Annotated in this window: 20 protein-coding genes; 6 read left to right on the top strand and 14 right to left on the bottom strand. The window is 72.6% G+C overall.

The window, feature by feature from the left end; translation table 11 throughout:
• Nucleotides 1-134: 134 nt before the first annotated feature.
• The 5 genes from LZ198_RS10265 to LZ198_RS10245 all read left to right on the top strand — a co-directional run bounded on the left by LZ198_RS10265 (nucleotide 135) and on the right by LZ198_RS10245 (nucleotide 4,521).
• Nucleotides 135-476: a hypothetical protein gene (locus LZ198_RS10265; protein ID WP_253971724.1), complete on the top strand. Its 342-nt coding sequence runs from the start codon at nucleotides 135-137 to the stop codon at nucleotides 474-476.
• Nucleotides 477-738: 262 nt separating this feature from the next.
• Entirely contained in the window at nucleotides 739-1,233 is a 495-nt protein-coding gene (locus tag LZ198_RS10260) for a PTS sugar transporter subunit IIA (RefSeq protein WP_253971723.1), read from the top strand.
• Between the two features lie 278 nt (nucleotides 1,234-1,511).
• A complete protein-coding gene (locus tag LZ198_RS10255; protein ID WP_253971722.1) occupies nucleotides 1,512-2,006 on the top strand; it encodes a PTS sugar transporter subunit IIA in 495 nt (164 codons plus the stop codon).
• A gap of 100 nt (nucleotides 2,007-2,106) precedes the next feature.
• On the top strand, nucleotides 2,107-3,180 hold the full coding sequence (locus LZ198_RS10250; RefSeq protein WP_253971721.1) for a saccharopine dehydrogenase family protein: 1,074 nt from the start codon (nucleotides 2,107-2,109) through the stop codon (nucleotides 3,178-3,180).
• Between the two features lie 180 nt (nucleotides 3,181-3,360).
• Nucleotides 3,361-4,521 (top strand): methyl-accepting chemotaxis protein, encoded by a 1,161-nt coding sequence (locus tag LZ198_RS10245; protein WP_253971720.1) that lies wholly within the window; start codon nucleotides 3,361-3,363, stop codon nucleotides 4,519-4,521.
• 147 nt (nucleotides 4,522-4,668) lie between these two features.
• On the opposite strand, the gene LZ198_RS10240 is transcribed toward LZ198_RS10245, so the two are convergent.
• The 9 genes from LZ198_RS10240 to LZ198_RS10200 form a co-directional block, all read right to left on the bottom strand.
• Entirely contained in the window at nucleotides 4,669-6,324 is a 1,656-nt protein-coding gene (locus LZ198_RS10240) for a formate--tetrahydrofolate ligase (protein WP_253971719.1), read from the bottom strand.
• An 80-nt stretch (nucleotides 6,325-6,404) separates the two neighbouring features.
• Nucleotides 6,405-7,295, bottom strand: coding sequence for a sulfite exporter TauE/SafE family protein (locus tag LZ198_RS10235; protein WP_253971718.1), 891 nt, complete (start codon nucleotides 7,293-7,295; stop codon nucleotides 6,405-6,407).
• Nucleotides 7,292-7,891, bottom strand: coding sequence for a rhodanese-like domain-containing protein (locus LZ198_RS10230; protein ID WP_253971717.1), 600 nt, complete (start codon nucleotides 7,889-7,891; stop codon nucleotides 7,292-7,294). Before LZ198_RS10230 ends, LZ198_RS10235 begins: the two co-directional genes overlap by 4 nt.
• Before the next feature lie 74 nt (nucleotides 7,892-7,965).
• The gene (locus LZ198_RS10225; RefSeq protein WP_253971716.1) at nucleotides 7,966-8,667 is read right to left on the bottom strand and encodes an MBL fold metallo-hydrolase; all 702 of its coding nucleotides are present in this window, start codon (nucleotides 8,665-8,667) and stop codon (nucleotides 7,966-7,968) included.
• A 162-nt stretch (nucleotides 8,668-8,829) separates the two neighbouring features.
• Nucleotides 8,830-10,125 carry a sigma-54 interaction domain-containing protein gene (locus LZ198_RS10220; protein ID WP_253971715.1) on the bottom strand — a complete coding sequence of 432 codons (1,296 nt, stop codon included), beginning with the start codon at nucleotides 10,123-10,125 and terminating at the stop codon, nucleotides 8,830-8,832.
• Nucleotides 10,126-10,168: 43 nt separating this feature from the next.
• Nucleotides 10,169-11,440: an NAD(P)/FAD-dependent oxidoreductase gene (locus LZ198_RS10215; RefSeq protein ID WP_253971714.1), complete on the bottom strand. Its 1,272-nt coding sequence runs from the start codon at nucleotides 11,438-11,440 to the stop codon at nucleotides 10,169-10,171.
• Between the two features lie 130 nt (nucleotides 11,441-11,570).
• Nucleotides 11,571-12,164 carry an imm11 family protein gene (locus LZ198_RS10210; RefSeq protein ID WP_253971713.1) on the bottom strand — a complete coding sequence of 198 codons (594 nt, stop codon included), beginning with the start codon at nucleotides 12,162-12,164 and terminating at the stop codon, nucleotides 11,571-11,573.
• A gap of 113 nt (nucleotides 12,165-12,277) precedes the next feature.
• On the bottom strand, nucleotides 12,278-14,986 hold the full coding sequence (locus tag LZ198_RS10205; protein ID WP_253971712.1) for an AsmA family protein: 2,709 nt from the start codon (nucleotides 14,984-14,986) through the stop codon (nucleotides 12,278-12,280).
• A 377-nt stretch (nucleotides 14,987-15,363) separates the two neighbouring features.
• A complete protein-coding gene (locus tag LZ198_RS10200) occupies nucleotides 15,364-16,929 on the bottom strand; it encodes a TolB-like translocation protein (RefSeq protein WP_253971711.1) in 1,566 nt (521 codons plus the stop codon).
• Between the two features lie 171 nt (nucleotides 16,930-17,100).
• On the opposite strand from LZ198_RS10200, the gene LZ198_RS10195 reads away from it, so the two are divergent.
• Nucleotides 17,101-18,879 (top strand): DUF885 domain-containing protein, encoded by a 1,779-nt coding sequence (locus LZ198_RS10195; RefSeq protein WP_253971710.1) that lies wholly within the window; start codon nucleotides 17,101-17,103, stop codon nucleotides 18,877-18,879.
• A 21-nt stretch (nucleotides 18,880-18,900) separates the two neighbouring features.
• Here the strand turns inward: LZ198_RS10195 and LZ198_RS10190 are convergent, their stop codons facing one another.
• The 5 genes from LZ198_RS10190 to LZ198_RS10170 all read right to left on the bottom strand — a co-directional run bounded on the left by LZ198_RS10190 (nucleotide 18,901) and on the right by LZ198_RS10170 (nucleotide 25,923).
• Complete coding sequence (locus LZ198_RS10190; protein WP_253971709.1) at nucleotides 18,901-19,353, bottom strand: fibril protein; 453 nt, start codon at nucleotides 19,351-19,353, stop codon at nucleotides 18,901-18,903.
• Nucleotides 19,354-19,572: 219 nt separating this feature from the next.
• Nucleotides 19,573-22,152, bottom strand: coding sequence for a carbohydrate binding family 9 domain-containing protein (locus tag LZ198_RS10185; RefSeq protein WP_253971708.1), 2,580 nt, complete (start codon nucleotides 22,150-22,152; stop codon nucleotides 19,573-19,575).
• Between the two features lie 85 nt (nucleotides 22,153-22,237).
• Nucleotides 22,238-23,404, bottom strand: coding sequence for a 4-hydroxy-3-methylbut-2-enyl diphosphate reductase (locus LZ198_RS10180; RefSeq protein WP_253971707.1), 1,167 nt, complete (start codon nucleotides 23,402-23,404; stop codon nucleotides 22,238-22,240).
• A gap of 111 nt (nucleotides 23,405-23,515) precedes the next feature.
• Nucleotides 23,516-25,528 carry a M56 family metallopeptidase gene (locus tag LZ198_RS10175; RefSeq protein ID WP_253971706.1) on the bottom strand — a complete coding sequence of 671 codons (2,013 nt, stop codon included), beginning with the start codon at nucleotides 25,526-25,528 and terminating at the stop codon, nucleotides 23,516-23,518.
• On the bottom strand, nucleotides 25,525-25,923 hold the full coding sequence (locus LZ198_RS10170; RefSeq protein WP_253971705.1) for a BlaI/MecI/CopY family transcriptional regulator: 399 nt from the start codon (nucleotides 25,921-25,923) through the stop codon (nucleotides 25,525-25,527). The genes LZ198_RS10175 and LZ198_RS10170 overlap by 4 nt, the downstream gene beginning before the upstream one ends.
• Between the last annotated feature and the right edge of the window lie 36 nt (nucleotides 25,924-25,959).

The following is a 25,959-nucleotide window of genomic DNA, read 5'->3' as shown; positions in this document are numbered from 1 at the left end:
GCCCCGGGTTGCACCGTGCAACGTGGCGCGGCGCGAACGGGCCTGTTTCCGCGGACCTGGCGCGGCGCTCCCGGGCATGGCGGATGCGATGGAGCGGGGGGGTCCGGGCGTGGGTGTCCGGCATGGAGGACCGTATGTGGCTGCCTCGTTTCGTGAAGTCGCTTCGCTGGTCGGGTGCTCCCTGCGCCGAGGAGGGCGCGTCGCCGTCGAAGGCCGTGCGGCTGCTGGGGGCGGCGCGGCTGGTGGACGCGCGGGTCACCGCGGCGCACGCGCTGGCAGGGGCGCGGCGGTGCACCTGCTGCCGCGGCATGCTGGAGCACCTCTACGAGCGGGTCGGCTCCACGCTGTTCCTGGATGACGACCCGGAGCAACTGGCGCAGTCGCTCGAGGAGGGGGAGCGCGACGGCTTCACCGCGCGCGTGCTGGCCGCCTGCATCGTGCTGTCCGGTCGCGAGCGCGTGGCGCCGGCGTCCTGACGCGCGGGCGGTGCAGCCCGTCCGACCGGGTGGCGACCTGCCGTCGCCCGGGAGGCTCCGCCGGGATGGGCGGCGGTCGTGGCGCTGGCGAGATTTCGTGAGGTCCGACCGACGCGGGATGGGACGCGTGGGGGACCTGGGTCGGGCGGTGGCGGCGCGGCGCCGTCTCCGGGCCCGGCCCTGGTGGGCGAGACATCCGCGGCGGGAGCTCCAGGCTCTCCGCCCGTGGGGGTGGCGAGGCGCCGCCCCGGGGAGACGCATCATGTTGAGGTGGACGGATTTCCTGGAGCTGGAGGCCATCAATCTCTCGTTGGAGGCGAGGAACCGGACGGAGGTGCTGTACGAGCTGGCGGGGCTGATGGCGCCGGAGGCGCTGGTGCCGCGTCAGGAGCTGGCCGTGCACCTGCTGGCCCGCGAGCAACTGGGCAGCACGGCCATGGAGGGCGGCGTCGCCGTGCCGCACTGTCGCCACGCCCGCGTGCCGCGCATCGTCACCTGCGTGGGCATCCACCGCGGAGGGCTGGCGTTCGGCGAGCCGGAGGACGGCCTGGTCCGCCTCTTCGTGGGCCTCGTCTCGCCGCCGGACACCGCGGGCCTGCACCTCAACGTCCTGTCGCGCATCGCGACCCTGGTGCGCGACCCGCGCCTGCGCGAGGCCCTGCTGGCCGCGCCGTCCGCCAGGGCCCTCCGCGCGCTGCTCGTCCAGGCCGAGTCCGCCATCACTCCCCCGTGGACCGAGGCCGCCCTCGCGCGATGAGCCACGCCTTCCAAGAATGTGGAGCGCGGCGGGGCGCGGTCGTCGTCGGGGCGCGCGAGGTGGAGGCCGCGTAGCGCCGACGTCGCCGAGGCACGGACGCGCCGTGCGGTCGTCGCGACGGTTGTCGGGGCGTGAACGCGCCGCCTCCCCCTTCGCGCGGGGACGCCGCGGGGGAAGTGTGTGGTGGGCCGCGCGCCGCGCATCGGAGGGATGCGGAAACGGAGCGCAGGCCACATCTCTGCGCCGGGACGGGCGCCCGCCGTCCGGAGGGGTGAGGCATGTTGAAGTGGACCGATTTCCTGGAGGTGGAGAACATCCGGCTGTCGCTGGAGTCCAGTGACCGGATGGGGGTGGTGCGCGAGCTGGCGGCGGTGATGGCGGCGCGCGCGCGGGTCTCCCCTCGCGACCTGGCGATGCACCTCCAGGCGCGGGAGCAGCTGGGCTCCACGGCCACCGAGGGTGGGGTGGCGGTGCCTCACTGCCGGCTGGAGGGCGTGCCCCGCATCGTCACCTGCGTGGGCATCCACACCCGGGGCGTGGACTTCGGCGAGGCGGGCGGCGTGAAGACCCGCATCTTCGTGGGCATGGTGTCGCCCCCGGACACCGCGGGGCTGCACCTCAACGTCCTGGCGCGCATCGGCGCGCTCCTGCGCAACAACCGGCTGTGCGAGGCGCTGCGGACCGCGCCCTCCGCCACCGCGCTGCGCGCGCTGCTCGTCTGTGTCGAGGACGTGCACGTGTCCCAGCGGGTGGAGATGACCGCGACGCGCTGAGGGCCGGAGGGATGGGTAGTGGACAGTCCCCGGGGTGTGGCGCGCCGGGGGCTCGAAGGGGCGATGGGTGTCCCCGGCGGGACTGGTAGCCTCCCCGCACGTGACGACCCAGAGCCCCGCTCCCCGTTGGTTGTTGTATGGCGCCTCCGGCTACACCGGCCGCCTCATCGCCGAGGAGGCCGTGCGCCGAGGTCATAAGCCCGTGTTGTCCGGGCGCTCGCGCGAGAAGCTCGCGCCCGTGGCGGACGCGCTGGGCCTGGAGGTGCGGCCCGCCGCCCTGGACGACCCGCGCGCGCTCGCCGCCGCGCTGGAGGGCCTGCCCCTGGTGATGCACTCCGCCGGCCCCTTCGTGCAGACCAGCGAGCCCATGATTCGGGCCTGTCTCGCCGCGGGCGCCCACTACCTGGACATCACCGGTGAGATTCCCGTCTTCGAGAACACCTTCGCCCACGACGCCGAGGCCCGCGCGCGCGGGGTGACGCTGATGTCCGGCGTGGGCTTCGACGTGGTGCCCACCGACTGCCTCGCCCGCCACGTCGCGGACCAGGTGCCCGGGGCCACGCACCTGGACATCGCCATCGCCGCCGTCTCCCAGGCCAGCGCTGGCACCGCCAAGACGGCGCTGCTCCAGCTCCCCGAGGGCGGCCGGGTGCGCCGCGACGGCGTGCTCCACTCGTACCCCATGGGCCACGGCGCGCGCCGCCAGCGCTTCTCCGACCGCGAGCGCACGGTGATGCCCATCCCCTGGGGCGACCTGGCCACCGCGTGGCGCACCACGGGCATCCCCAACATCACGACCTACGCGGCGTTCCCGTCCTCCTCCGCGCGCGCCCTGCGCTGGACCTACCCCGTGCTCCAGGGCGTCCTGCGGGTGGGGCTCGTCCGCGACGCCCTCATGAAGGTCGTGGACGCGCGCGTGAAGGGCCCCGACGCGGCGCAGAGGACGTCGGGCCGCTCCTTCGTCTGGGCCCAGGCCCGCGCCCCGGATGGCCGCCAGGCCCAGGCCTGGCTGGAGACACCGGAGGGCTACCTGTTCACCGCGCTCGCCTCGGTGCGCGCCGTCGAGGAGCTGCTGGCCCATCCCCGGACCGGCGCCCTCACCCCCGCCGGGGCCTTCGGCGCCGACTTCGTCCTGCGCGTCGAAGGGTGCCGCCGCCTCGACTCGCTGGGGTGATCCACCTCCTGTCCGTGTGGCCCGGGCATCCCCGTGAATGAAGGTCCATGTGGGATGGCTGTGCGGGGGGAGACCTAGCCGCCGCTCCTCAGTGGGATATCCTGCGATTCGTGGGAAAGCCCCCATCCGTCCAGGCCTCGGTCTGCCGGGGGGCCGCGGTCACGACAGGGAGTGGACCCGGTGCGTTTGAAGCTGAAGCAGAAGGTGATGCTGTCTCCAGCGGTGGCGGCGGCGTTCCTGGTGGCCATCTTCGGGGTGGTGCTGGCGGGGGGGCCCTCAGGGTTGGTGGGCGTGCTGGTCCTCGCGTGCCTGGGGTTGATGGTGGGGCTGGCGTACTGGCTGCACCGCGAGGTGGCGTCGCCGCTGGGGAAGCTGGCGGCGGTGGCCCAGCGCATCGCGAAGGACGGCGACCTGTCGCATCCCATCGACGTGAACTCGCAGGACGAAATCGGGGACGTGGCGCGGGGCATGCGGGTGATGGTGGACCGGGTGCGCGAGGTCCCCGCGACGCTGGACGCGGTGCTGGCGGAGCTGGCCGAGTCGACGGAGCGGCTGACGAAGGCGAGCCAGGACCAGGTGAACTTCCTCACGGACCAGTCGCGCACGCTGACGGAGGCGAGCACGACCATCGCGGAGATCTCCCAGACGTCGAACATGGCGGCCAGCCGCGCGGAGATGGTGCTCAAGGTGGCGGCGCAGGCGGACCAGTTCAGCGCGTCCGGGCAGCAGTCCATCGAGCAGAGCGCGGAGGGGCTCCAGCAGATCCGCCAGCGGGTGAGCGCGCTGGTGAGCAGCATCGCGACGCTGAGCGACCAGGCGGTGCACGCGGGCGAAATCATCAGCAGCGTGAAGGACCTGGCGGACCAGTCCAACGTGCTGGCGCTCAACGCCGCCATCGAGGCGGCGCGCGCGGGCGAGGAGGGCCGGGGCTTCGCGGTGGTGGCGCGGGAGATGCGCGCGCTCAGCGGTCAGTCGCTCCAGAGCACGCAGCGCATCGGGAAGATCCTCCTGGAGATCAACCAGGCCATCCGCTCGACGACGACCATCGCCGAGGGCGACAGCGAGAAGATGGAGCAGAACATCGAGGAGGTGCTGGCCTCCGCGACGACGCTGAAGGAAATCACCACCGTGGTGCAGGAGAGCAGCCAGGCCGCCCGGCAGATCGTCGCCTCCGTCACCCAGCAGAACGCCGGCATCACCCAGATGACGGACGTCATCACCCAGCTGTCCGCGATGATGGCGGACGTGGTGACCGCCACCATGACCTCCGAGGAGTCCGTGGTGCGCATCAACACCACGCTCGGCCGGCTCAAGACGCTGGCCACGACGTTCCGCGGGTAGGGGAGGGCTCGGCCGGCGCGGGTGACCGGGAGCGCGTGGCCCCTGGGCCGCCCTGGCCACGTGGGGGCGCGGGCCCCGTGGAGCCCGTCGCGGCGCCTGGCGGAGGAGGGCGGGGAGCGGGCCCCCGCCTCCCGCCGACCCTGAGCGCTACTCGCCCTGCATCAACCCGGTGATGCGGCCGTCGTCGTGGACGACGATGCGCCGCGACGCGGGCTCGCGGGGCAGGCCGGGCATGGTGAGCAGGTCGCCGGTGAGCGCCACCATGAAGCCCGCGCCCGCCGACAGCCGCACCTCGCGCACGGTGAGCGTGAAGCCGCGCGGGCGGCCGTGCTTCGTCGGGTCGTCGGACAGCGACAGGTGCGTCTTCGCCATGCACACCGGCAGGTCCGCGCCGCCCAGCTCGCGGATGGACTCCAGGTCCTTGCGCGCGTTGGCGGTGAAGACCACGTCGTCCGCGCCGTACACCGTGCGCGCGATGGCCTTCACCTTCTCCTCCGGCGACTGCTTCAGCTCGTAGAGGAAGCGCGGCGCGGGCGGCGCGGCGTCCGTGCCGTCGAGCATGGCCAGCACCTTGTCCGCCAGCTCGAGCGAGCCCTCGCCGCCGCGGGTGAAGCCCTCGCACACCGCCGTCTCCACGCCGCGCTGGTGGCCGAACGCCTTCAGCGCGTCCAGCTCCTCCTGCGTGTCCTGGGGGAAGCGGTTGACGCACAGCACGGCGGGCAGGCCGAAGGCGCGCACCGTCTCCAGGTGCTTGTCCAGGTGGTCGAAGCCCCGGGACAGCGCGGCGGCGTCGGGCTCGGCCACCTTCGGCAGCGGCGCGCCGCCGTGGTACTTCAGCGCGCGCAGCGTCACCACCAGCACCACGCCCCGAGGCCACACCCCGGCGCCCCGGCACTTGATGTCGAGGAACTTCTCCGCGCCCAGGTCGAAGCCGAAGCCGGCCTCGGTGACGACCTCGTCCGCGTAGGCCAGGCCCATGCGCGTGCCCACCACGGAGCTGCACCCGTGCGCGATGTTGCCGAAGGGCCCCGCGTGCACCAGGGCCGGACCGCCCTCGCGTGTCTGCACGAGGTTGGGCATGAGGGCGTCCTTGAGCAGCGCCACCATGGCCGCCGCCGCGTCCACGTCCTTCGCGCGCACCGGCTGCCCGTCCCGCGTGTGGCCCACGACGACGCGGCCCAGCCGCGCCTCCAGGTCCTTGAGGTCCTCCGCCAGGGCGAGGATGGCCATGACCTCGCTGGCGGCGGTGATGTCGAAGGCCCCCTCGCGCGGGACGCCGTTCGCCTTGCCGCCCAGGCCGACGATGACGTTGCGCAGGAAGCGGTCGTTCATGTCCAGCGCGCGGCGCCACCGCACGCGCGTGGCGTCCAGCGCCACCGGGTGGCCGTAGTACACGGCGTTGTCCACCAGCGCGGCGAGCAGGTTGTTGGCGCTGGTGATGGCGTGCAGGTCGCCGGTGAAGTGCAGGTTGATGTCCGCCGCCGGCTCCAGGCTGGCCTGTCCTCCGCCCGTGCCGCCGCCCTTCACACCGAAGACGGGGCCGAGCGACGGCTCGCGCAGCGCCGCCACGACGCGCCGCCCCCGGCGCCGCAGGCCCATGGCGAGCGCCACGGACATGGTCGTCTTCCCCTCGCCCGGCGGCGTGGGGTTGATGGCGGACACGAGGACCAGGCGGCCCTGCCGCCCACCGCGCTTGCCCAGGGCCTCCAGCGACACCTTGGCGCGGTTCGTCCCCCAGGGGAGCACGTCCTCGGGTGCCAGTCCCAGCTCGGCGCCCACGTCTGCGATGGGTCTCAGCGTCATGGTGGGGAACTCTCGGCGCGCCCCGCGCACGGGTCAACCGGGGAAGTGCCGTGGGCGCGGGCCTGTTTGCGCGAGGACCCTCACTCCGCGCGGTCGCGCCCCATGCGCAGCCGCCACCACACCAGCGGCAGGGCGACTCCCGTCACCACCACCACCCAGGGCCACGCGCCCGCGCCCGTGAACATCAGCCCCACCTTCGCGCGCAGCTCCACGGGGAGCTGCGCGAGGAGCAGGAAGCACGCCGTGGTGAGCACGAACACCGCGAAGCCCTTGCGCAGCGAGCCCGGCGCCACGCGCCCCGCGAGCTTGCCGCCCAGCATGCTGCCCACGAGCGCCACCCCGAGCACCTCCACCGTCAACGTCCACGGCAGCGTGACGTGCCCCAGCTGCCCGAGCAGCCCCGCCGAGCACTGGAGGGCGATGACGACCAGCGACGTCGCCGTGGCCACGGGCATGGGCAGGCCCACGAGCGCGAGCGCGGGGACGATGAGGAACCCGCCGCCCGCGCCCACGAGCCCGGAGAGCACGCCCACCGCCACGCCCTGCGCGAGGATGCGCGCCATGGCGGGGCTCGGGGCCGCGTCGCCCTCGGGACATGACGGGGTGTTCGTCTTGTCGGTCCGGCGCAGCATCGCCACCGACGCGGCGACCATCACGCCCGCGAAGAGCAACAGCAGCAGGGTGGGGGACAGGAGCGGGTTGAGCTTGCCGCCCAGGAACGCGCCCGCCATGCCGCCCGCGCCGAAGGTGAACGCCGTGCGCCAGCGCACCCGGCCCGCCCGCGCGTGGAGGAGCGCGCCGCTGGTGCTGGTGACGCCCACCACCACCAGCGACATGGCGATGGCGGTGCGCGGCTCCACGCCCATCACGTACACGAGCAGCGGCACCGTGAGGATGGAGCCGCCTCCGCCCAGGAGGCCCAGCATGACGCCCACGACGAGTGCCCCCGCCAGGCCCGCGTACAGCATCATCGCCGCGCGTCCCCGGGGCTCGCGACGGCGAGCAGGTCCCGCGCCTCGCGCAGCAGCCGCTCCAGCTCCGCCGGGTGGGTGACGCCCGGTGGCGGCGAGCGCTGGAGCACGTCCAGCACGTGGGCGAGCGCCTCCCGGGACGGCTCGGCCGGCAGGACGGTGGTGCCCGGGGGCACGAGGCCCTGGAGTCCCCGCGCGAGCAGGTCCCGGACGTCCTCCAGCGAGGGGAGCGGCGCCGGGGACAGGCGCACCACGGGCAGCGACGCCGTGTTCCACGCGAGCATGCCGCCGCGCAGGTTCATCACCCGCGTGAAGCCCAGCTCCACCAACTGCGCCGCCGCCTTCCCCGAGCGGACACCCGAGCGGCAGACCAGCAGCACCTCCATGTCGCGGGGCCACAGCGCGGCGCCCTCCTTCACGCGGCCCAGGGGCACCGGCCGCACGCCCTCGATATGGCCGAGGAGGCCGTCCAGCTCCGCGGGCTCGCGCACGTCGACGACGGAGAGCGCGGGAGGCCGCTCGGCCGCGAGTCGTCGCACGTCCACGTCGCGATAGCCCGCGGGCTGTGGGTCGGCGCTGTCGAAGAGGTGACTCACTTCCAAGGCTCCTTCTGCTCGCGCCGTGCGCGCGGGCGAGGACGGGGAGGTCGTCCCGGTGGGCATGGGCCGGCTCAGTGGTGGCGGGACGCGTCGGTGTCCAGGCCACACGCGCGGTTGGCGGGGACGGCGACGTCCAGCTTGCGCGGCGGCGGGATGACGCGGGCCTTCATGAAGGTGATGAAGTCCTCGCGCGTCTTCCCCGCGAGGCGCGGGTTGTGCTGCTTCTCCTCGCCCACCGAGGACTGGATGTGGCCGGAGTAGTCGTGCCCCGGATAGACCTCCGTCGCGTCCGGCAGCGAGAAGAGCTGCTGGGTGATGGAGTCGTAGAGCTGGCCGGGGTTGCCGTTCTGGAAGTCCGTGCGGCCCGTGCTGCGGATGAGCAGGGCGTCTCCCGTGAAGAGCCGGCCGTCGCACAGGAAGGAGAGGCTGTCGTCCGTGTGGCCCGGCGTCTCCAGGACGCGCAGCTCCAGCCCGCCCACGCGCACCACGTCGCCGTCGCCCAGGTGGCGATCCACACAGGGCGCGCCCCGGCTCGACGCCATCACCTGGGCGCCCGTGCGCTCGCGCAGCCGGCCCGCGCCGGTGACATGGTCGGCGTGGACGTGGGTCTCCATGACCACCGTCAGCTTCAGTCCCAGCTCGCCGATGAGCTGGAGGTCCCGCTCCACCTGCTCGAGGACCGGGTCGATGAGCACCGCTTGCCGGGTCGCGGTGTCCGCCAGGAGATAGGTGTACGTCGAGGATTCGGCATCGAAGAGCTGTCGGAAGAGCATGCGCTGCCCGTCTCCTGTGAGAGGTCGCTACCCGCCCTCCACCAGTGCGAGCCCCGTGCCAGGGCTCCGGCGTCGGTGTCCCCAGAGGGGAGCGCGTGGCGCGGGGGCGCGGCCTGTTTCTCCCAGGAAACAGGTGAAACACCGGGGTGAAACACCCCGGGCTCAGTCCGTCGTCTCGCCCAGGGCGCGCAGGCGGCGCCAGAGTGTCACGCGGCTGACGCCGAGCAGCCGGGCGGCCTCCGTGCGGTTGCCGCCCGCACGGGTGAGCGCGGCGCGCACGCTCTGCGCGTCGAGCGCGCCGGCCGCGGGGGTGGCGTCGAGGGAGGCGGGAGGGCGCCGGACCTCGGAGAACTCGGGGGGCAGGTCCGTCTCGCGCAGCACGGGGCCCTCGCCGATGACGTAGGCGTACTCCATGACGTTGCGCAGCTCGCGCACGTTGCCGGGCCAGGCGTGGGCCTCCAGCAGGCGCCGGGCCTCGGGGGAGAAGCGCTCCACGCGCCGGGTGCCGCGCTGGTGGTGCTCGTCGAGGAAGCGCTGGGCGAGCGGGAGGATGTCGCCCCGGCGCTCGCGCAGCGTGGGCAGGAAGATGGGCACCACGCGCAGCCGGTACATGAGGTCCGCGCGGAAGCGGCCGGCCTCCACCTCGCGTCGGAGCGCGCGGTGCGTGGCGGCGATGATGCGCACGTCCACCGGCACGGGCGCGCGGCCTCCCACGGGGATGACGGTGCGCGTCTCCAGCACGCGCAACATCTTCGCCTGGAGGTCCAGCGGCAGCTCCGCCACCTCGTCGAGGAAGAGCGAGCCGCCGTGCGCTAGGCGGAAGTGGCCGGGGCTGTCCCGGACGGCGCCCGTGAAGGCCCCGCGCACGTGGCCGAACAGCTCGCTCTCCAGGAGGTTGGGGGGCAGCGCGGCGCAGTTGATGGCGCGGAAGGGGCCCTTGCCCCGGGGGGACAGCGCGTGCAGCGCGTGCGCGATGTGCTCCTTGCCCGTGCCCGACTCGCCGCGCACGAGGACGCTCGACTCCGTGCGCGCGACCTTCTCGACGATGCGGAAGACGCGCCGCAGCTCCGGGTCGCGGGTCCACAGGCCGTGGAAGACCTCGGCGCCCTCCGCGTCCGGCGTGCTCTCACGGCCGACGATCAGCGCCCAGCCCTGCGGCTTGCCCGCGTGCGACAGCGCCACCGCGCGCACGCGCAACGTCTGCGGGCCGGTGTGGAAGCGCGCGAGCGATGCGCGACTCTCGGTGAGGAGGGTGTCCGGGCGTTCGCCGCTGGCCTGGGGGACGAGCACCTCGGACAGGGGCGTGCCCTCCGTCACGGGGGCGCCGAGGAGGGCCTCCAGCGCGGGCGTGGCGGCCAGCACCTTGCGGCCGGTGTCCACGAGCAGCACGGCGCCCGCGAGCGTGTCGAGCGCGGACAGCGCGAGGCGGGTGGGGGACGCGGCGCGGGAGGAGGGCATCGCCTCCTGCATACCCCGACGCCCGCGCCGCCGCATCCTTGCCTCAGGCGCGCCCGCGCAGCATGAGCTTCCAGTAGAGCTGGGGCAGGCCGTACTTCTTCATCAGCCACATGTCCCGGCGCTCCTGGAGGGTGTCGATGAGCGGCAGGCTGGGCGTGGGCTTCCCGTCGTAGTCGAACTCGGCGAGCAGCAGCTTGCCGTAGCCGGTGGTGAGGGGGCAGGACGCGTAGCCGTCGTAGCGCGCGGTGGGGGTGCGGCCGTCCATGGCGGCGCGCAGGTTCTCCACCAGGACGGGGGCCTGCTTGCGGATGGCGGCGCCGGTGCGGCTGGTGGGCAGGTCGGACGCGTCGCCGAGGGCGAAGACGGTGGGGAAGTCCGGGTGCTGGAGGGTGTGCTTGTTGGCGCGCACCCAGCCCACGCAGGCGCCGTCCTTGGAGGTGAGCGGGCTGCGCTTGATGAAGTCCGGGGCGCTCTGGGGCGGGGTGACGTGGAGCAGGTCGTAGGCCAGGGTGACGCGAATCTTCTGGCCGTCCTTCGTCGTCTCGAAGGTGGCCTCGCGGCGGGCGCCGTCCACGGAGACGAGGTCGTGGGTGAAGTGCGTCTGGATGCCGTAGCGCTTCACGACGCCCTCGAGCACCTGGGCGAAGGGCTGCACGCCGAAGATGGCCTTGGCGCCGGAGCCGAACACGACCTGGGAGCGTTCGAGCAGGCCGCCGCGGCGGAAGTGGTCGGCGGCCAGGTACATGATTTTCTGCGGCGCGCCGGCGCACTTCACGGGCGTGGCGGGGTGGGTGAAGAGGGCGGTGCCGCCGGAGAAGCGCTGAATCATGCGCCACGTCTTGGGGGCGAGCTTCACGTCGTAGTTGCTGCTGACGTGCTCGGTCTCCAGGGCGTCACGCAGGCCGGCGACCTTGTCCCAGTCGAGCTGGATGCCCGGCGCGACGACGAGGAAGTCGTAGCCGATGCGCAGGCCGCCCCGGGTGCGGACCTCCTGGCGACGCGGGTCGACCTCCTCGGCGGCGTCCTTGAGCCACTTCATGCCGCGGGGGATGAAGTCGGCCTCGTCGCGCACGGTGTCCTCGACGCGGGCCTCGCCCGCGCCCACGAGGGTCCAGAGCGGTTGGTAGTAGTGGCGCTCGGAGGGTTCGAGGATGGCGATGTGCTTCTGGCCGGCGCGGGCGAGGCGGGCGGCCACGCAGATGCCCGCGGTGCCACCGCCGATGATGAGGACGCGGTAGCGCTCGTTCGCCGAGGCCACGGGAGACATCGGAGTGGTCACCGGGTCCTGACAGCCACAGTCCTCGCTCGGGTTCATGTCGCGCTCGCTCGCTCGGGATTCGTGAAACACGTCAGCGGTGCCCTAGCAGGGCGCGTGCCACCATCACCTCCAGGGGCAGCGCCCTGTGGACTGACGGCCACGGTGTTTCACACCGTTTCAGCGTGTTTCAGCGGGAGCGGGGGCGGTGCGGGCCTGTCACGGGATTGAAGAACACACCCGTATCGCCGATGTGTTCGAGGGCGGCCTTCACCTCGGCGGACACAATCAGTGCGAGTTCCCAACCCAGGGGTCTGAACACCTGCGCGTCTTCGACCCGCGTGGGGTCGATGCGCAGGCCGGAGAGCGCGCGGTATTCTCCCGCGCGCTCGGGAACGGCCCCCTCCGAGGGATACCGCTGGACCTCTCGACAGTTCGCCTCGTCGATGCAATCGAACCGCTTCGTCGCATTCACGATGAAGTGTCGTCGGCTGGCACCCTCGATTTCGACCGGGAACAGCTGGACGTCGTGGGGGGCCAGCTCCAGCAAGACGTGGGCGACGTGCTCATCGGCGATGGGCGTCCGGTCCGAGTGGGCGACGGAGAAGGTGCGTTCCGCTCCAGTCTGGAGGGGCCTCATCTTCAGCGGTCCGGGGTCCGCGACCCGCTTCCCTTCAACGAACATCCACGGCTCTTCGAGGGCACCGCCCTTCACGGGCTCGAGCGTATCGAGGCTCCACTGCGGCACATCCCCGATTTCCACCGCGAAGTAGTCGTGCGTCATGTCCTCCCTCGGTCGCAACGATCAATCGTCGCAGGTCCGGACATGACTGCATGACATCCCCCCCCGGAGGCTGACGAACGCGGCGAGGTGGGTCCGCGTTCGTCAGTCGGGTCCTACTTCCCGAAGATGCCCCGCAGGCGCTTCTTCGCCTCTTCCTCGGCCCGCTTCTTCGCTTCGGCCTCCAGGCGGGCGCGCTCGGCGGCGGCCTGGGCCTCCAGCTCCTTGCGCTTCGCCTCTGCCTGCTCCTGGCCACCTTCGATGATGCTCTGCACCTGCTTGCCGCGCTCACCGCCGATGAGCTCGCCCGCGAGCGACGAGGCCGCCAGCTTCGCGATGGTCGTCACCGCCGGCTTCACGTCCAGGCCCGTGACCTCCGGCTTCCACGCCTTGCCCGTCAGGTTGAGGCCCACCGGAATCGCCTCCGGCGGCGTCACCTTGCCCATCGTCAGCGTCTTCACCGTGGACGGCGCCAGCGCCACCGAGCCCGTCAGCGCCAGCGAGCCATCCAGCCGCACGCCGCCGCTGAAGCTCATCGTGGCCTCGGGGCGGTTCCACGCCAGCGGCTTCTCCAACTGCGCGACGCCGTCCTTGATCTGCACCCCGAACGGCAGGTTCTCGCTCAGCGACGTCACCGACTCGTTCTTCATCGCCTTGGACGCGAAGGGCAGCGCCTTCGCGAGCGGCTCCGACACGGAGGCCAGCAGGTCCTTGCTCAACAGCGTGCCGCCCAGGATGTTGCCGTTGATGGCGCCCAGCAGCGTCTGCTCCAGCCGGTCCGGCGTGTAGCCCACGCCCTTGACGTCCACGTTCCCGTTGAACGCGCCCGTCATCACCTTCTGCGGCGTGGCCTGCGCCAGCGCCTGCTCCACCTTCACGTTCTCCATCTTCACCTTCGCCTCGAACGGCCGCTTCTCCGCCGCCGGGCCCAGGCGCACCGTCGTGCCGTCCGCGACCACCTTCCCGCCGAAGATGCCCGTGGAGAACTTCTCCACCGTGATGAGGTCGTCGGTCATCTTCACCACGCCCGTCACGTGGGTCATGTCCATCGCGCTGTAGCGCAGCGTGCCCACCGCGAAGCGGATGTCACCCCGGTAGCCGTTGAAGCGCGCCGGGTCCTCGGGCGGCACCTCCGCCGTCTCCGGCGCCGGCACCTTGACGCCCCGCGCGGCCAGCTCCTTCTCGTCCAGCAGCAGCGCGTCCGCGTCCACCTTGGTGCTCTTCACGTCCGCGGAGAACGTCGTCGTCGCCTTCTTGCCCGTGCCCGCCGTCGCGAACGACGCGCTGCCCGTCACCGTGTCCTCCAGGATGTTCGCGCTCAGCTTCGGCACGTCCACCTTCATGCCCGCGCCGCTCTTGGCCGGCGCGTACGTGCCCGCCGCGGCGAACTCCATCCGCTGGCCCGGCGCCTTGTCCACGATGAGGCCCGGCCGCAGGTCCACGCCCGCCAGGTCCGCCTTCGCGTCGAAGCGCAGCGCGCCGCCGCTGGCCGCCGCGCCCGTCACCTTCGCGGTGAGCTTCATCACCCCGCCCGCGTCCTTGGTGAGCTGCGCGGGCACCTTCAGCCGCACCGGCGTCAGGTCCACGTTCACGTCCAGCGCCTGCGCGTCCTGCGTGCCGCTGCCGCGCACCTCCAGCCCGATGGGGCCGGCAATCATCCCGTCCAACTGCTTCTTCAGCGGCGGGTAGTACTCGGCCAGCGCCGCGGGGTCGAGGTTGCGCCCCACCAGCTCGAAGCCCTGCACCGACGGCTTGTCCGACAGCAGGGCCTTCACCTGCCCCTTGCCGGTGATGCTCGCCGGGCCCAGGTCCAGCTTCAGCTTGTCCAGGGACAGGTCGCCCGCGTTGACGTCACCCGCGACGTCCGTGTCGAGCACCACGTCCAGGTCCTTGCCGCCCTGCGAGCCCGCGAAGCGCAGACCCAGCGCCTTGATGACACCCACCAGCCGCGTGGGGCCCTTGCCGCCCGGCACCGCGCCGCCCAGCTCCGCCTTCCAGTCCGCGTCCAGCGTGCCCGCCTGGAAGCCCAGGTCCGGCGGGAGGAACGGCCCCAGCGGGGCCAGGTCGATGCGCTCCGCCTCGAGCGTCACCTGCTCCGGCGTGGGAATCAGCGTGGGCGGCAGCGGCGCGGCGTGCAGCGACAGGTGCAGGTTCTGCTTCTCCGCCAGCACCGCCGCGGCCAGGTCCACCACCAGCGGCTTGCCCGCGCGCAGGTCCTTCACCTCGACGTCCAGGTCCTTCACCGCCAGCTCGCGCGAGGCCGCGCCACCCGAGCGGTCCACGAAGCGGATGGTGCCGTCCGTGACGGCCGCGCGCTCCACGTGCACCCCGGACAGGTCCGTGGGCTGCGAAGGCTCCTCCGGCGCCTCCTCCTCCTGCTTCGAGGGGAAGACCTCCTCGAGCCGCTGCATGAGCCGCTGCACGTTGGTGGTGCCGTCGGCGAAGCGCACCACGTTGAAGGTGAGGCCGGAGACCTCCGCGTTCTGGACCTGGATGTCCTTGCCGCGCGAGGAAATCAGGGGGCCCGCCGCGACGCTGACGTTCAGCGAGGCCAGGTGCGCCAGCGGCAGCTCCTCGCCCTCGGCCGGGCCGATGGAGACCTGCTCCACCTCCACGCCCACGCGCGGGAACAGGTGCGTCGAGATGTCCTTCACCTCGATGGGGCGCCCCAGCTTCTTCGAGTACTCGGTCGCGTAGGCCTGGGCCGTCTTCAGCAGCATGGCGTCCAGCCGCGAGAGGACGACCATGATGGCGATGACGAAGAGGGCGAAAACGCCCCCGACGATGAAGGGCCACCGGCGCTTCTTCTTCACGATGTCGGACATCGCTTGGTACCTCCTCCAGCGAGCGGGCCACGGGTCGCGGCTCGGCGTGAGACCCGGGCGGCGTGCAGACGCTTAGCGCAGCCCGGACCCCATCGCACGCACGGACGCGACCCTGGGCGTCGGGACAGGAAACGACTCATCCCATTCCGGGACGTCCCTGGCGCGTGGAAATGCACGGGTCCACCGGACGTCGGGTGCGTCCGGCTACCCCAGGAGCGGGAAACGGGGGCACCCGCCGGCCCTCTGGCGCCCCCTGCCGCTCGACAGACTCCGGATGTGTGCACGCCCGGGCCGGGAGGGAAGGGGTCCGCCACCCCGTCCGCCGAGGTGCCGTCCGACCCCGCTGTCGCACCGGACGCCCGGTCGTGGGGGGAGCGTCACCGCGTGTCGGACGCAACGGGCGTCACGGTCGGGCCCCAGCGCACGGGCCCGGGGGGGACGGTGTTGCGTCGTGCCTGGGGTGAGGTCGGTTGGGTGGGGCGCAGCGCGCGACCGCGCGTGTCGTGCGTGAGGACGTCCTGCTCCACCTGGCCGAGGACCTGGCCCTGGCGCATGTCGATGAGCCAGCCCATGAAGAGGGCGAGGTCGCCCACCTGCTCCATCGTGTCGAGGCCCGTCATCCCCACCTCGTGCCTCGCGCCGGTGGCCACGTTCCAGAGCCACACCCGCTGCAAGTCCCGGTGTTTCTCCAGGTCCCGCCGGTGGGTGTCCTCGATGAGCAGGACGTGGTCCCCCTCGGCCATCTGCGACTCTCCACCGGGGACGGGCGTGGGCACCACCGCGCGACGCTCCAGGTCCACGACGATGGGCGACACCTTCGCGTTGCTCCCGGAGGGGTGGGCCCACACCATCCGCAGGCGCCCCTGGCCTCGGATGCTCTCCCGTCCCGTCCTCAGGTCGGGAACGGACCAGTCCAAGGACCGCCGCGTCCCGTGGCCGTACACCTCGAGCGGCAGGGGGCCCGCTCCCGAGGCCTCGCAGGCGACGAGGACCTGGCTCCGCGGTGCATCCACGTCGAGCACCTGGCCCGCGCAGCTCGCGGGGACCCACGCCTCACGCCGGCCGCGCGCATCCTCGGCGACGATGGCGCCGTCCGACAGGCGTCGCAGCATGCGGTCTCCCACGGGTTGGAGGAACTCGTCGCCTTCGAGGAGCGGGCCTCCAGCCACATGGCGCATGCGGCGCACGGGGCGGTCACCCCGCCAGCCGGCATGGGAGCTGACCGCGACCATGCCCCTGCACAGGGAGGGGGCCAACGTGGTCCTCGGCTCGGGCCACGTCAGCATGCCGTCCTCGTCCGTGTCCTCGGCAACCACGTCGAAGGTCATCCATCGCCCCTCGGCGTCCAGGCTGGCCTGACCGAGCAACCCCGCTCCCGCGTCGACCACGTGCTCGACCCCCCTGGTGACGTCGCGCAGGACCGCCACCGTCCTGCCCCCCTCGGGGCGCAGATAGAGCAGTCGGGTGCCATCTCGCGAGAAGCTGGCGCGCTTCGTGGGAAAGGGAGACGGGCTGGCGGTGAATGGGCCGGTGCTGAGCACCTGCTCGTCGCCGGAGCGTGTATCCAGCAGCCGCAGCGTCCCGTCCCGTGTGAGGACGAGGTAGCGCCCCGCCTCGTCCCAGGCCAGCGCCTCGTCGATGCGGACACCAGCGCCCGGCTCCAGGAAGAGATACGGCCGCATCGTGTCGCTGGGGCCTCCCTCGGCGGGGGACCCGTAGCCGCCGTGCAGGTCGTAGACGACCTCGATGCGGCCATCGTGGTTGGTGTCCTCGCGCGCCTGACACGCGATGAACCACCGGCCATCCGGCGCGGCGGCCTGGAGCTGGAAGGGATGGGGCGTGCCGTATTCGGCGTCGGCGGGGGGGGCCGGGCGCGAGCGCGGCGCGCGGGTGGCGCAAGCGGCTCCGAGCAGCCATAGCAACGCGAGGGCTCGACGAGACATCGCGCCAGCCTGTGCGATGTTCCCAGGGCGGGCAAGCGGTCGTTGCGCGGTGGAATGGAGGTGCAAGCAACGCCGCGTGGCGCACGTCGAGGGTGACCCCGAGGGTGAGGCGACTCCCCCTTTCATGCCCCCATGCGGAGACTGGCTCCGTCAATTTTGAAGAGAGTCGTCATGCGCCTTCGTGTCGTCGCCTGTCTGCTGTCCGTCGCTCTCTCCGCGTGCGCCTCGCACTCGAAGTCGGGGGCTCCGTCGTCGTCCGACCTGCCCACGCCCGAGCGCGCCGCCACCGCCGCGTACGCGCACTTCATCAGCGAGTACATGGACTGGTACCTCGCGGCCAACCCCGTGCGCGCCACGCGGCTGGGCTTCCATGAGCACGACTGCCACCTGCAGGAGGTCACCGCCGAGGCGCTGAAGCGCAAGACGGAGGCGCTGCGCGGTTGGATGACGCGCCTGGAGCAGGTGAACGGCTCCAAGCTGTCCGGCGACGCGGCCATCGACGTGGTGGTGCTGGACCACGCGCTGCGCGCGGAGCTGCTGGAGCTGGAGGAGGAGCACGTCTGGCAGCGCAAGCCCGGCAGCTACGTGGAGCTCGTCTCCGTGGGCCTGTCCAGCCTCTCCTCCCGCGAGTTCGCGCCGGTGGGCGAGCGCATGCGCAGCCTGCGCGCGCGCATGACGCGCATCCCCGGCGTGGTGGAGGCGGCCAAGGCCAACCTCCAGGACGTGCCCCGGCTGTGGGCGGAGCAGGCCATCCGGGACGCGCGCGGCACCGTCGTCTACCTGCGCGTGGACCTGCCCCGCGCGCTGGAGGCCCAGGGCCTGGAGCAGGTGCCCGGCGCGGAGCGCGAGGCCTTCAACGCCGCCCGCGAGGAGGCCGTGCGCCACATGACGGAGTTCGCCACGTGGCTGGAGAAGGACCTGCTGCCGCGCGCCACCGGCGACTTCCGCATGGGCCGCGCGCTGTTCGAGAAGAAGCTGGCGCTGGAGGAGTACGTCACGCTCGACGCGGACCAGTTGCGCGACATCAACGAGCGCGCCATCCGCGACTACAAGGCCTGGGTGGCGCGCGAGGCCGCGAAGGTGGACCCGACGCAGCCCCCCGAGGCCATCATGGCCGCGCTGGTGAGCGACCACCCGGCGTCCGAGGAGCTCATCCCCCTGGCGCGCACCCAGTTGGTGGAGCTGCAGCGCTTCGTGCGCGAGAAGGACATCCTCACGCTGCCCTCGGACGCGCTGCCCTCCGTGCGCGAGACGCCGCCCTACGAGCGGCTGAGCTTCGCGTCCATGGACAGCCCGGGCCCCTTCGAGCGCACGGGACAGGCGGCGTACTACAACATCACCAACGTCGAACCCGAGTGGTCCGCGGACGAGAAGTCCCAGCACCTGACGTACTTCAACCGCGCGGGCCTGTTGGGCATCACCGTGCACGAGGCCATGCCGGGCCACTTCGTGCAGCTTCTCTACGGAGCCAAGGTCCCCACCGACGTGCGCAAGGTCTTCACCCCCAACTCCGTCATCGAGGGCTGGGCCCACTACGCCGAGCAGATGATGGTGGACGAGGGGCTGGGCGACGGCGACCCGGCGGTGCGCCTGGGGCAGCTGCGGCGCGCCCTCCAGCGGCACGCGCGCTGGTACGCCGCGCTGGCCCTGCACGTCTACAACGAGCCCGTGGACGCGGTGGCGAAGCGCTACGCGGAGATCGCCTACTTCGAGCCCTTCCCCGCGCTGCGCGAGGTGGAGCGCGGCACCTCCAACGCCACCTACCTCTACTACGCCATGGGGCGCATGCAGATCCTCAAGCTGCGCGAGGACTACCGCCGCTCCCTGGAGTCGAAGGGGAAGAAGTTCGTGCTGAAGGACTTCCACGACCGCTTCCTCCAGCTCGGCCTGCCCGTGGAGCTCGCGCGCAAGGTGCTCATCCCCGGTGACGCGGCGCCGTCGCTGGAGTGAGCCCTCGCGCGCGGGCGGCGCTCACAGCTCGATGACGTCGTCGTCGGCCGCGGGCCGGGGCTCGCGGGCGGACAGGCCCTCGATGGTGAAGCCCCGGGGCGCGCGCAGGGTGCCGCCGTGGTTCGGGTCGATGAACATCCGCACCGGCGACGCCATCCCCTCGTAGCTCACCTCGAACACCTCCAGCCCCACGTACTCCGGCTGGGGCGGGGCGTCGCAGCACGGGCCCAGGCGCCTCCACGCCACGCGCTCTCCATCCGGTCCGCGCAGCAGCTCGAAGAAGGCCATGACGCCCGAGTTGCCCCAACCCACGCGCACCGGGTCCTCCTTCCGGTAGCCGTAGGCGTTCGGGTCCGAGGCCTCGCGCCCGCGGGCGCTGGCCCGGGCGGTGGGCTCGGGCACCACCGCGTTGTTGGATGAGGCACACGCCGCCAGCGTCAGCAGCCCCAGACAGGCCATCCGAAGTGACTTCATTCCGCACCCTCCGTCCCCAACCGTCCGGGGCGAAGGTGGGGCCTCGGTCCGCGCCACGCACGCCAGGCGGGCGCCCGGACGTCGGGGAGCGGACGCTTCCACGCCCTGGCGACGGGCCCTCGCCTCCCCGTCGGGCCAGGACCCGCGCCGGGGAGCGGTGTCACCCGCGCGCGGGGTGTCCGGAGCCGAGGGCCCCGGTGGGACTCACGGGCGCGCGGCTCAGGTGCCCCAGTAGTAGCTCCACTTGAGCATCAGCGCGTCGTTGGCGGGACCGGACAGCAGGCGCCTGGGCCACAGCGACGCGAAGGCCCGCTCGCCCTCCGGCGTCGGCAGCCCCTGCTGCGAGCGCGAGTAGACGCAGAAGAGGGTGGAGCCCAGCCGGTACTCCCAGCGCAGCACCACGTTCACGTTGAGGGCCGTGTCGTAGAAGTCGCTCGTGCTCTCGGGCGCGTACGGCTGGAGCGTGGACAGCCGCACCGGGGACTTGCGCTCGTCGCTCGCCGCCGTGAAGTAGGCGCCGTACTGGCCATACGCGGTGAAGAGCTGCGCGTAGCCCTGCACGGTGAGCCGGGGCGACAGCACCCACTGCTGGCGCAGCGTGAAGGACAGGTAGCGCGAGTCCAGCGCGCCCAGCAGGAAGCGCCCGTCGTCGAGCGTGTCCACGTAGCGCGGCCCGTGGTCCGTCCGGTCGTTGCTCACGGAGAACTCCGTCTGGAGCGACGGGTGGGGGCGCATCGACAGGGTGAGGTCCGCGGACCAGCCCCAGGCGGGCGGCAGCGGCCCGCCGCTCTGGAAGCGGTGCCCCAGGGCCAGCCACAGCTCGACGGACACCGGGCGGTTCGGGTTGGTCTCCGTCCACGCGGCGGCGAACCACCGGTCCGCCCGCTCCAGCGGGACGCCCGTGCGCCGCATCTCCCGCACGTCGAAGTCGTTCAGGTCCACGCCCGACTCGAAGCCGACCACGTCGAAGCTGGGCAGCGTGAGGGAGCCGTTGAGGTTGCCCCACGTCACCCGGTGCTCGCCGCGCGAGTCCGCCGTCCACCGCGAGCCGCCCATGGCGTTGACGAAGAGCGAGCGGAACGGGCCCACGCCGTTGGGCTTCGCGTAGCGCAGCACCGCGCGCGGCGACAGGTCGTTCTGGATGTACTGGAAGCCCGTGGCGCTCAGCGACAGGCGCGGCGACGCCACGTCCACGCCAATCTCCGGCCGCAGCCCCTCGCCGCCGAAGCGCCCCGCGCGCAGGTAGCCGCCCACGCCGGAGTCTCCGCGCGCCAGCCGCGTGCCGTCCGGCAGCACGCTCTCCGGCAGCCCGCCGTCGACCCGTGTCGCCAGCAGCATGCCGTACACGCCCCAGCTCGCGTCGGGCGTCTTCAGGTCGAAGTCGAGCGCGCCCGCGAGGCCCCCGCGACCACGGCACGACGCGGGCCGCTCGGAGGACTCCAGCGCCGCGTCCTCCGGCGTGCACGTGCCCTCCAGCGGGTTGGCCATGGCCACCGAGCCCCCCACGCGCGAGCCCGTGCCCACCTTGCCGCGCGCCACCGCGACCAGGAAGTGCGTCGTCGCCGAGGGCGCGTCCGGCAGCTCCACGCCCGGCCCCACGTGCATGGGCCGGCGCCAGTCCAGCCGCAGGCCCCGGTCCGGCCGCGCCTCGTCGCGCGCCTGCCACGGCCCCATCACCACCGCGTCCAGTACGCCCACCTGCACGCCGCCCACCGCGCCCGTCACCTTGGCCGCGCCGAGGATGGGCGTCTCCAGGCCGATGCGCCGGGAATAGAAGAGGGCCAGCGGCGCGTCGCCCACGTTCATGCCCACCGGCTGGAACAGCTCCATGCCCTGGGTGAAGAACGGCCGCCGCTCCGGATAGAACTGCTCGAAGGTGCCCAGGTTCAACAGGAGCTGGTCCGCCTCCACCTCGCCGAAGTCCGGGTTGAACGTCGCCGCCAGCGACAGGTTGCTGGTGAGCGCCGCGCGCACGTCCAGCCCCACGTCCAGGGACGGGCTGAGCAGCCGGGGCGCCGGCCGCGTCGCGTCCGAGAACTGCGGGTGCGCCAGGCCCCGCGCCGCCACGTAGGGCAGCAGCTCCCACCGGCCGCGCGGTTGGAGTCCCTCCATGCCCGTCAGGTGCCCCAGCCGCGACACGTTGGCGTTGTGCGTGCGCGGGTTCTCCACCGACTCCAGCTCCTCGTTCTTGCGCGCGATGTCCCGCCGCACGGAGAAGCCCCAGGTCTGCACGGAGGCCGTGGGGAAGCGCAGGAGCGACAGGGGGATGGCGAACTCCGCCACCCAGCCGTCCGGCACGCTCCCCGCCGCGCCGTCCCAGATGCCGCTCCAGTCCTCCGTGTAGAAGCGGTCGTCGTAGTACAGCCCGTCGCTCTGCACGCCCCCGGCGGACAGCGAGAACTTGTACGCGGTGCGGTGGTCGTGCGCCGGGTCGACGAGGACGTGGAGGGTGTCCGAGTAGGGCGCGCTGTCCCGCCGCCCCAGCCGCCGGTCGATGCGCGCCGGCTCCGAGTCCCGCGCGACGACGCCCACGTACAGCGTGTCGTCGTCGTAGAGGATGCGCAGCTCCGTGCGCTCCGAGGGCGTCCGCCCCGCCGTGGGAAACCGCTCCACGAAGGCGTCGAACACGGGCGCTCGCGCCCAGTCGTCCTCGTCCAGCCGCCCATCCACCTGGATGGACCCCGAGGCCCGGGCGGCCTGGAGGAACTGCTCCACCCCGGGGCCCTCCACCGCGGCCCCCGCGACCGCGCTCCACAGCGCGACACCGAGCCCGATGCCCGCCCAGCCTGCCGATGACATGCCCTCTCCCTCGACCACGGTGGCCGTGGCCGCTTCCCGCATCAGCGATTAGGAGACGAAGGAACGACCGCGCTTCCGGGGATTCCTACGGTGTTCCCTTGCCGCCCTGACCACCTCGAGACATGGAACGCATGAAGCGGTCATCGATTCCATGGATGCGCAGCCGGATGAGGTCGTCCGGGGTGATTTTCGTGTAGCCCGCATCGCGCATCTGCTTCACGAAGGCGGCCGTGACGCCGTGGATGCGGAAGGAGACGAGCTGCTCCCGGGTGATGTCGGGGAAGCCCAGGTCTCGCATCTCCTTCACGAATTCCGAACTCACGCCGTGGATGCGGAAGGCGACGTAGTCATCCGGCTCCAGGTCCTCGAAGCCCATGCCGCGCACCTCCTTGACGAAGGCGGGGGTGACGCCGTGGATGCGGAAGGCGACCAGCTGCTCGCCGCTCAGGCTCTTGAAGCCGATGGCCTTCATCTCCTGGGCGAACTGGGCGGTGACGCCGTGGATGCGCAGGCTCACGATGCCCTCGGCGTCCAGGTCCTTGAAGCCCATGCCGCGCACCTCCCGGATGTAGGCCGGGGTGACGCCGTGGATGCACATGGCGAGCAGGTCGTCCCAGGCGAGCTTGGGGAAGCCCGCGTCGGCCAGCTCCTGGATGCGCGGCCCCGTGACGCCGTGGATGCGGCCCTGGACCAACTGCTCGAGCTTCAGCTTCGTGTGGCCGAGCTTCGCCAGCTCGCGCACGTAGTCGGCGGTGACGCGGAAGAGGCCCACCTGCATGAGGTCGTCGCGCGGGATGTCCTTGTAACCCACCGCCGCCAGGTCCGTGAGCTGCCGCGAGGTGACGTCCGCGACGGCCAGGTTGAAGTGCTCCTCCTGGGTGAGGTTCGGGTAGCCCAGGCCGGCCATGGCCTTGACGTAGGACTCGCTGGGCGTGAAGCGGTAGTGGCCCGCGCCGTCGCCCTGCTGGAAGCTGCCGGTGAAGGCGAAGGTGCCCGCCTCGCGCACCAGCGTGAAGCTGGAGGGGCCGTCCTTCAGGGACACGCCCTGGAGCGACGAGAGCGGCTGCGTGAAGCCGAACGTCCCCCGCCGGTCCTCCCGGTCGGTCCGCGCGTGGGAGAGCTGGAGGTGGAGGTGGTCGACCTGCTTGGGCGACAGGGTGGCGGTCCACGTCCCCGCCGAGTCCTCGGCGGCGGCGAGCGTGGCCCACAGGAGGGCGATGAGGGACAGCAACGACGAGGGACGGCGACGCATGGCGAGGCTCCTTGGGAGTTCGGGACAGACCCCTCCCGACCGGGTCGCGTCCTGGAGGGAAGGACGCGCCCGGAGGGGAGGTGTGGGAGGGGAGGGGAGGGGTGCTGCGTGCTACGGCTTCGTGCCGCGGATGCGCCGGATGAAGTCGGCGTCCACGCCACCGGCGCGAAGCTTGACCAGCTCGTCGGGGGAGAGGTTCTCGAGGCCCGCGTGGCGCAGCTCCACGAGGAAGTCGAGGCTCACGCCGAGCGCGCGCAGCTCCGTCAACTGCTCCGGGTCCAGCGTCTTCACGCCGGCCGAGCGGATGGAGTCCAGCCAGTCCGGGGTGACGCCCACCGCGCGCAACTGCTGGAGGTCGTCCGCCGCCAGCCCGCGCAGCCCGCGCTGGTCGAGCGCCCGGACGTAGCCGGCGTCCACGCCCACCGCGCGCAGCTCCGACACCTGCTCCAGCGTCAGCTTCGAGTAGCCCGCGGCGCGCAGGGCCTCCACGTAGGCCGCGTCGACGCCGACCGCGCGCGCCTGCGTCAGCTCGTCCGGGTCGTCGGTGGAGAAGCCCGCGGACTTCAGCGCCTGGATGTACTCGGGCGTGACGCCCAGGTGCCGCAGCTCCACCAGCGTGTCCACGTCCAGCTGGCGGCCGAAGCGGGCGTTCATCTCCTTCACGTACTCGGGGGTGATGCCCGCGTGGCCCATCTCCACCAGGTTGGACACGGTGGGCTCGAAGCCCATCTTCACCATCGCGTCCACCTTCTCCGGCGTGACGCCCGCCACCTTCAGCTCCACCAACTGGTCGACGGAGAGCGGCTGGCCGGAGCCCACCTTCGTCCTCGCGTCCACGTCGTCACGGACCGGGCGGGGCGCGGCGGGAGCGGGAGCGGGAGCGGGGGCAGGACGGGGCGCCGGCGCGGGGGCGGGCGCCGCCATGGCGACGCGCACGGGGGCCGGGGGCGCGGGAGGCGCGGGAGGCGCGATGACCGCGGACGTGGGAGTGGGGGTCGAGGTGGCCGCGGGGGCGGACGTGGACGTCTGTCCCAGCACCAGCGCCGTCAGGGGCGCGGCCACCGCGAGGCTGCTGACCAGGGTGAGCACCGACGCGCCGGCGACCCAGCGGGAGGAGCAGCGCGGCGAGGGCGTGGCCACGAGCCGGCGCACGCGCTCGGGCAGCGAGCCTCCCAGGGCGGACATGGCCGGGCCCGGCAGGGTGTCCGGCATCACGCGCAGGGTCTCCAGCGCGGTGAGGGCGCGCGCGTAGGAGAGCGAGTTGCCGCTGGCGCCCACCGCCACGTCGTCGCAGCAGTGCTCGCGCTCCACGCGGACGACCTGGGACATCCACTGGACGGCCGGGTGGAAGAAGAAGAGCGTCTCCACGAACACCTGCGCCAGGTTCACCACGAAGTCGTGCCGGCGGATGTGCGCCAGCTCGTGCGCGAGCACCATCTCCAGCTGCCTCGCGGGCAGCCCCATCAGCGTGGACATGGGCAGCAGCACCACCGGGGACAGCCAGCCCACCGCGGCGGGCACGTCCACCTCCGTCGTCTGCAGCAGCCGCACCGCGCGGGCAAGGCCCAGCCGCCGCGACAGCACGTCCAGCCGCTCCTGCCACTCGGCGGGCGCCGGCAGGGCGCGCTTCGCCAGCAGGCGCAGCTTCACCCACTCCGCCGTCAGCCGGCCCGAACACAGTCCCACGCCCGCCACCCACGCCAGCACCAGCCACCGCAGGCTCCGGTCCACCGCCTCGCGGGCCCTCTCGAGGAGCGTGCCCAGGACGCCCCACGCGGAGTCCGTCGCGCCCTCCACGGAGGCGGGGGCGGCGCGCAGCTCCTGGACGGCGCGCGCCACGCCCTGCTCGCGCACCATGCGGGCGACGCGCAGGCCCCGCTCGATGCGCGCCTCGCGGCCGTCCGCGCTCACGCGCCCGCCCGCCGTCAGGTAGTGCCGCGCGCCGGTGGCCACCGGCAGCGCCACGGCCAGCACCAGCGCGCCCAGGGCCAGCGCGTAGCGCGCGTTGGAGGCGCGGCGACCCACCGTCGCCAGGGCCAGCCCCAACCCCAGCGCCACCAGCGTCCCCTGCCAGAGGGAGTGCAGCAGCGCCCAGCCCAGCGACTCCAGCATCAGGCCGTTCATTCGTCCGCTCCTTCCAGCGAATCGAGCAGTTGGCGCAGCTCCGCCAGCTCCTGGGGGCTCGTCTTGCGCGAGGACAGCGCCTGCATCGCCAGCCGCGCCGGGGACCCGCCGAACGCGCGCTCCATCAAATCACTGACCAACTGCCGCTGCGTGCGCTGCTCCGTGGCCTTCGCCCGGTAGACGTGCGCCCGCTGGGACTCGTCGCGCTCGACCAGGCCCTTCTCCGTCATGATCTGCATCAGCTTGAGCACCGTGGTGTAGCCGGTGCCCTCCTCCGGTTCGCGCCGGTTCAGCGCTTCATGGACCTCTCGGACGGTGCTGGTGCCGCGCTCCCACAGCACCCGCAGGATGGCCAGCTCCCCGTCCGTGGGGCGCGGCAGCTTCGATTCGCTCATGACTCCCTCGGCTCGCTATCCACGTCCTCATCATAC

It is taken from the genome of Myxococcus dinghuensis (assembly GCF_024198235.1).
Classification (GTDB): domain Bacteria; phylum Myxococcota; class Myxococcia; order Myxococcales; family Myxococcaceae; genus Myxococcus; species Myxococcus dinghuensis.
This window is presented reverse-complemented; position numbering and strand designations above follow the sequence as displayed.